The sequence below is a fragment of the Sphaerospermopsis aphanizomenoides BCCUSP55 genome, assembly GCF_001586785.1.
GTDB classification, from domain to species: Bacteria; Cyanobacteriota; Cyanobacteriia; order Cyanobacteriales; family Nostocaceae; genus Sphaerospermopsis_A; species Sphaerospermopsis_A aphanizomenoides_A.
On record NZ_LUFH02000165.1, the window covers coordinates 1 to 7318 of the forward strand.

The following is a 7318-nucleotide window of genomic DNA, read 5'->3' on the forward strand; positions in this document are numbered from 1 at the left end:
TTATTAATAATTTATTTTATCAATTTATTATGAAAATGTATAATTAATTTTGCATGGGTACTTACCGAAAAAATTGTCAAAAAGTAAAAAATAGGGATGGCTTGATCCATCCCCATCAATTTTACATTTAGCTGCAAGCCTTACAGTTGCGGTACAAACTGTTGCTTATCAGGTACTTCAGTGTACTCAGCGACAATTTGTCTAAACTCTTCACCGTCGATGGTTTCTTTTTCAATCAATAAATCAACTAAACGATCTGTGAGGCTACGATTGTCGCGCATAATCTTCTTAGCGGTTTCATAGCATTCTTCCACGATCGCACGCACTTGAGAATCTATTCTAGAGGCGATCGCTTCCGAATATTCAGACCTGGTTGTCCAGTCCCGACCCAGGAAGACTTCACCTTGTTGGCTTTCTAAGGACAACGGACCCAAATCAGACATCCCGAAACGAGTCACCATTTGTCTGGCCATACCACTGACTTGCTGCAAGTCACCACCTGCACCTGTAGTCACTTCCGCAGCACCAAAAATGATTTCTTCTGCTGCACGACCACCCAAAGCACCGGCAATTCTGGCTTTAATTTGAGAACGGGTAATTAAACCTTGTTCTTCGTTAGGCATAAACCAAGTTAAACCTTGTGCTTGACCTCTGGGAATCAGGGTAACTTTTTGTACTGGGTCATGGTCTTTTAAAACTGTACCCACCAAAGCGTGACCAACTTCATGGTAAGCAATTAACCGCTTACTCTTGCTGTCTACTAAGGGTGTACCTTCCATCCCAGCTACTACCCGGTCTACTGCATCATCAATTTCTCCCAGGGTAATGGCTTCTTTGCGTCTTCTAGCAGTGAGAATAGCTGCTTCATTCAAGAGGTTAGCTAAGTCTGCACCACTGAAACCAGGAGTACGACGTGCGATCGCCTCTAAAGAAACAGTAGGATCTAATTTCTTATTTCTAGAGTGGACCTTTAATACTTCCAAACGGCCTTTAATATCAGGAGCATCAACTGTCACCTGTCTATCAAAACGGCCTGGACGCAACAATGCAGAGTCTAATACATCAGGGCGGTTGGTTGCAGCAATGATAATGATGCCTGTATTCCCTTCAAAACCATCCATTTCTGTTAATAGCTGGTTGAGGGTTTGCTCGCGTTCATCATTACCACCACCAATACCTGCACCCCGCTGTCTACCTACAGCATCAATTTCATCAATAAAGATGATACAAGGTGCGTTATCTTTAGCTTTTTTGAACAAGTCGCGGACACGGGAAGCACCCACACCCACAAACATTTCCACAAATTCTGAACCAGAGATCGAGAAGAAAGGAACACCAGCTTCTCCGGCGATCGCTTTTGCGAGTAAAGTTTTACCTGTTCCTGGAGGTCCAACCAACAGCACACCTTTAGGAATTTTTGCACCCACAGCGGTGAATTTCTCTGGCTGTTTCAAGAAAGTAACAACTTCCTGTAATTCTTCCTTCGCTTCTTCAATTCCCGCCACATCATCAAATTTTACTCCGGTTTTCGCTTCCATTTGGAAACGAGCGCGGGACTTACCAAAATTCATTGCTTGGCCAGGTCCACCGGGGAGATTATTAGAACGACGGAACAAGAAGAATAAACCAGCAATCAATAAAACTGGGAACACAAGATTACCCAATAATCCCCAAATAGCGCCATCATTCCGCATGGGGTGAGCATCGAAGCTGACGTTATGTTCTTTAAGCTTATTAATTAACTCAGGAGCATTAACAGGTAAATCTACTCTCCAGCGTTGGATGCGGTTTTCAATATCTTGGTCATTAGCTTCGATAATCGCTGTTCTACCGCCATCGTACAAGTCTACATTGGTAACGCGATCAGCATCCAAGTATTCCAGAAAGCGACCATAGGTCATGCGGGTATTAGCTGCATTTTTACTTGCGTCCGCAGGAGCGCCTGCAAAAGCGCCTTGCCAGAAGAAAAAGCCAATTACTAAAGCCAGCACTGACCAGAGTGCTACGACTCTCCAAGAGAATTTCATCGTTTAATTTGCCTCTATATACCAATATGACTGCTTTTGTAACGGATGTTTATAAATCCATTTTCTAATTTGAGCCATGAAAGCATAGTTTGCTTATGGCAGATTCGTGAAGTTTTTCTAGAATCTTAATTAAATTTAACCTAATTCTCATACTAATACCAATTGAAAATTAAAAATTAAAAGTTAAAAATTCCCAAAACCTGTTCTCAAAAGGGTTTGGCGCTAATTCTCATCTTGTTTTCCCTGATACTAATTTTATGCTGAACTGTACAGCATCACCAAATTCATTTATTGTTCTTTATCTGTGTTTATCTGTGTCTGTTCGCGTTATATTGTAGTTAACTATGATTAAAACTGTTCAATCTAACAAATCACGAGAAAAGTAACCACAAAGGAAGCCTTCACTTAAAATGTTCGTGCAGAGGCTGTTTTTCGTGATGGGCAGCGTGATCACTGATCTCGTCAAGAATCATCGTTTAAAAAATAGTGGACTTATTGTGGAAATTGCTATGAAAGCAGAGTAAAATTTCTACTCAGCACTCAGTACTTCATCTTAACTTGACATTTTTTAGTAAAAATACTTAGAATTACGACTTTTTTATTGATTTTTCATAGTGAAAGCTGAATAAAAATAAATTTTTGACTAATTAAACAGTATTACTAATGACTGATGATTGTTTAAAGGATAGGATTAAGTCAGTATAGTTATGGATGTTGCCAACTCAATCGTCATCAGGCTTTACTAATTTATCTACCATTCAATTACCCAAAATTATGCCAGACAGTAACTATCCTCCTGCTTACTTACGCTACCTGAAAGCTAGGTTATCGAATTTTTTGCGCCCGGGTTTTTGGGGAACAGGATTTTTTTTAGTTGCAGTAGGACTTGTGGTTCGTGCATACTGGTTAAATCCAGATATTTTTACTAAACAGCCAAATCAAAAAGTTAAGACAGAAGCTGTTGAGAAGGTAAATACAGAGAAAACTGCTCTTTCTGATGAAGATAAAGCGATCGCAGCAGACATTGATAATATGCCTACTTTGTTGAGTGATGTTGCCCAAGCAACTTTATTATTACCCATAAGTGATGTTGAAAATAACACCGAGGAAAACGAAAATACCACTATTGTTGAAGATATAATTAATCAACCATCTGTTCCTACCAATGAAGCCAAATCTAAATTTAGTTTGACAACTGTTAATAATGTTTACCCACCAAGTGCAAAAAATCCATTTGTGGTGCAAGCGCAAACTTTGTTAAAGTCTGATAGAAGTTATACAGTTAATCAGTTTGTAGATGTTAATAATTTGACTACATCGCCATCAAAAACAGAACCAACAAATGCTTATAGTTTGAATAGTAGTGTAACTAATCAAAATCCCAATCATCAAAATACTACTATAGTTAGTCCTTTGGAAACAGCTATTCAACAATCAAGTAATATAAATAAAATTAGTCCTTTGATTGGTGATAGAGGAGTAAGACAAATCTCACCTATTAACAGTTTACCTAATCAGGGTTTAACTTCTACTTCTAGAATGGGTTACGTTCAGCCGATGATTACCAATCAGCAGCAAAACTCTTACACTAATTATAATAATGTTCAGACAGTGCAGAATGTAAACATACCAGCAACTGGGGTCAATCCTGTAAATCCTGTAAATAGTAATTCTGCTCTTGTTCAACCTCCCATTTCAGGTGCTATTAACTCGACTACTCCAGAGGTATATAGAAACTATGGGAATAATGCTGTACAACAACCTAGTCAATTACCACCATCTAATTTATATTATCCTGGGCAGATGCAACAGGGAAATAATATAAATCAGAGGTAATATATTAAGTGGCAGAAAACTCTTCAATCGGTACTCGGTACTAGTTAAAGATATCTTCTTAAAACTTCCAGAGTATCTTTTCCTGTTGTTTCCCAACTAAATTGACTTGCTCTATTGATACCTTTTTGGGAAAGGTGTTTTCTCATTTGTGAATCATTGATAGTTGCTTGCATTGCTGATGTTATTTCTCTATTATTAACGGGATTAATAAGTATAGCAGCATCACCAGCAACTTCGGGAAGAGAGGAAACATTAGAAGTGATAACGGGAGTACCACAGGCCATTGCTTCCAGGACGGGGAAACCAAAACCTTCCCACAAACTAGGAAAAACAAGTGCAAGTGCTTGATTTATGATTATTGGTACTTCACTGTAAGGTACGTAGTTGAGAAATTTGACTAAATGATTTATTCCTAATTCTTCAACTTGCGTTTTTAATAATGGAGTGTAACGTTTATCGGTGGGACCTGCTAACCATAGTTCATAGTCTCCCCTATTAGGTAGTGCGGAAAAAGCAGTAATTAGTCGGTGTAAGTTTTTGTAAGGGTCTTGACGACCAATATATAGGAAATAATTGCGAGTGGGGAGGTTGAGAAAACGGAAGTGAGTGCGATCGTGTGCTAGAGGTATAGGTGTTATTTTGTTAGTAGGGATTTGGTAAAAATCGGTAATGTCTCTAGCTGTTGCTTCGGAGTTACAAATAATATGCAGTGCTTGGTTGAAGACTTGGGGTGTATAGTAGCGGTGGTATGGTGTTAGCGGTGAAAAAGGTTTGGGAAAGCGCAAAGGTATCATGTCGTGAGACATGACGATAAAGCGACAGTTGCTATAAAGGGGTGCTTCCGAGATGGGAGAAAATAAAAGTTGAGATTTAAGATTTTTATAGATTTTTGGTAATTGAAATTGTGTCCACATTAGACGGCGTAAATGTCCTTTGATACCGTCAGCAGGAGTAAGATTATTGGGGACTGGGTAGCAGTTGAATTCAGGATATTTTTGGGCTGTTAATAGCGTAGGTTGAAGAGATTTTAAATAGGGAAATAAATTTAAAGCATAGTTACTGATGCCAGTTGGTTGAGAAAAGAGAATTGAAAGATTGATGATTAATTGAGGAGATAATGAATTATTTATTATGTTCATTAATATGATACGTCTAGTTATAAAAATTTTGTAACTATGAGTATGCTACTTGATTTTTGCAAAAACTCAATACACCCAAAACTACTTTGTTACATTCTTTGCCTATTGCCTATTGCCTATTGCCTAAATTATCTCGAGTTCCGACTTTATGCAAACCAATACCAGCAGTCCAACCTATACGCACACCTGCTATAGATTCTTGAATATATTTCCATAGAATCTCATTTGATAGATGATGTGTAAATTTTAAGCGGAGAATTCTGAGCAAGCAACGATAAATCAGAAGTAGTGTCAAACGGATAATGAGGATAGGGAAAGGCATTTTTTTAAATGCGTGTTTTAAGGTGAAATAAGTGGTATTTTTTGCCAGAGAATACCAGCAGGTAAGATGTTTTTGATCTTGACGATTATGGCTAGGCTGGGGATAATGATCTACAACTACATCACTGTAGTGGATTTCATAACCTGATTGAATGATGCGTAAGCAAACATCAGTTTCATCTAAAAAATATTCAAAAAATTCATCATAACCGTTTATTTTTTCTAATACATCTTTGCGATAAGAAGAATTTGCACCCATCAAACTGTTATACCAAAAACCCTGGGGTTGGTTGTAATTAACAGCATCAGTTGAACGAATAGGAATTGTGTTACTAATAACATTAGTGATACCACGATGGTATTGTAAGGGATAACTAGGTTTTGTCATATCCCTGACTGTACCACCAACCCCGGCACATTTATCACTCTGTAAAGAATATATGGATAGTAGTTTTTCTATCCAGTCAGGTGGTGGAATAGCATCATCATCAATGAAAGCAACTATATTTCCCGATGCGTTTTTGATACCAATATTGCGAGATTTACTTATATTATTTACTCCTGATACAAAAAATAGGAGTTTAAAATTTATTTTTTTTTCTATCGCTCTTAACATCTCTACTGTATCACTGTTAGATGAAGAATCTACAACAATAACTTCAATATTTTTGTAATTTATTTGCTGTAAAGAATCAATCGTTTTTAGGAGAGAAACAGCACGATCCGTAGTACATATAACTATCGAAAACAATAAATTATTGGTTGACATAAGATTTATATTTTTCAATTTTGCTGATTTTTAAAGTTTTGATTATTTGCTGTTTTACCTACTTTCATCATTATTTTCCAATAAATCCTCAATATTTTGTAGAAGGTTATTAGAGTTTTTTGCAGTAACCTAATCAAATCAACATTTACTAATACATAGCCAGAACCAGTAAACAAGTAAACTTTTTTTGCTAGATTAAATTGATAAATTTCTGGTTGATAACAGTTAACAATTGCCAAATCAACCGACTTATAAAAACAAGATATCAACCATATATAAATACGATGTACTAAATTTTTAGGTTGAATACAAACAGTAATCTTTCCACTAACCTCCAGTTCTTTCCAAGCTGCACTTTGAGATTTATCTTGATAAATATTAGATTGTACTACAACTTTTGAAGATTGCTCAATAATTTGCTCAGGTGTATATTCTGAGTATGGTAGAGGTTCTGGCATTTTTCCTTTAACACCTCTGAGAAAATCCTCTAATCCCATTAAATGAGTTTGAACCCAAAAAAAGCGCCCTGTCAATGAGTAATAAATTAATTTTGGTAACAGAACTCTGATCCGCTTTAATAAAAGCTCTGGGTGATGTTTTTGCCAGCAATAACACAAGTTGCGTTCATCGTAATAACTAATCCAAGGACGCTGCTTGAAATCCGGTGAAGAATGCCAAACAATAGATGCTGGATTAGCTGCAACTACCCAACCAGCTTTTTTTGCTCTTAAACACCATTCCACATCATCAAAATGCAGAAAATAGTTCTCAAAAACTCCTATTTTATGGACAACTTCACGACGTACTAATAATGATGCAGCAGAACAAAAATCCACATTAATGTATGGATGTCCTGATAAAATTTCCTCATTTGAAATCACTTCAAGATTAGCAAATTTATTTTTTAAATGAGCTTTTTGAGGATATAAGGAAATTCCTATTTCGTGAATAATTTGTGGATTTTCTAATTTTCTAATTTGTGAACCCACCAAACCAACTTCAGGGTAATTTTGCAGAATTTCCACTAAAGTCAGCAAAGCTTGAGAATCTAAACGAACGTCATTATCGAGTAACCAGATATAGTTATATTCTAATTCTTTAACAAATTCCATGCCATGAGAAAAGCCACCAGAACCACCTAAATTATCACCTGTCTGTAGAACTTTAATATGGGTGTAATGCTGGTCAATATAATTCTGTGTACCGTCATTTGAGTTATTGTCAAC

At 36.7% G+C, this 7318-nt stretch carries 5 protein-coding genes; 1 reads left to right on the forward strand and 4 read right to left on the reverse strand.

Going from position 1 to position 7318, the window contains the following annotated elements:
• Positions 1-140: 140 nt before the first annotated feature.
• The gene (gene ftsH2, locus A0J48_RS25325; protein WP_200327340.1) at positions 141-2027 is read right to left on the reverse strand and encodes an ATP-dependent zinc metalloprotease FtsH2; all 1887 of its coding nucleotides are present in this window, start codon (positions 2025-2027) and stop codon (positions 141-143) included.
• Positions 2028-2738: 711 nt separating this feature from the next.
• Between ftsH2 and A0J48_RS25330 the strand changes: the two genes are divergently transcribed.
• Positions 2739-3863: a hypothetical protein gene (locus tag A0J48_RS25330; RefSeq protein WP_200327341.1), complete on the forward strand. Its 1125-nt coding sequence runs from the start codon at positions 2739-2741 to the stop codon at positions 3861-3863.
• 44 nt (positions 3864-3907) lie between these two features.
• Here the strand turns inward: A0J48_RS25330 and A0J48_RS25335 are convergent, their stop codons facing one another.
• From A0J48_RS25335 to A0J48_RS25345, 3 genes are all read right to left on the reverse strand, one after another.
• Complete coding sequence (locus A0J48_RS25335) at positions 3908-5002, reverse strand: glycosyltransferase family 4 protein (protein ID WP_200327342.1); 1095 nt, start codon at positions 5000-5002, stop codon at positions 3908-3910.
• Positions 5003-5111: 109 nt separating this feature from the next.
• Complete coding sequence (locus tag A0J48_RS25340) at positions 5112-6092, reverse strand: glycosyltransferase family 2 protein (protein ID WP_200327343.1); 981 nt, start codon at positions 6090-6092, stop codon at positions 5112-5114.
• Positions 6093-6106: 14 nt separating this feature from the next.
• A partial coding sequence (locus A0J48_RS25345; RefSeq protein WP_200327344.1) for a glycosyltransferase occupies positions 6107-7318 on the reverse strand: 1212 nt, incomplete at its 5' end.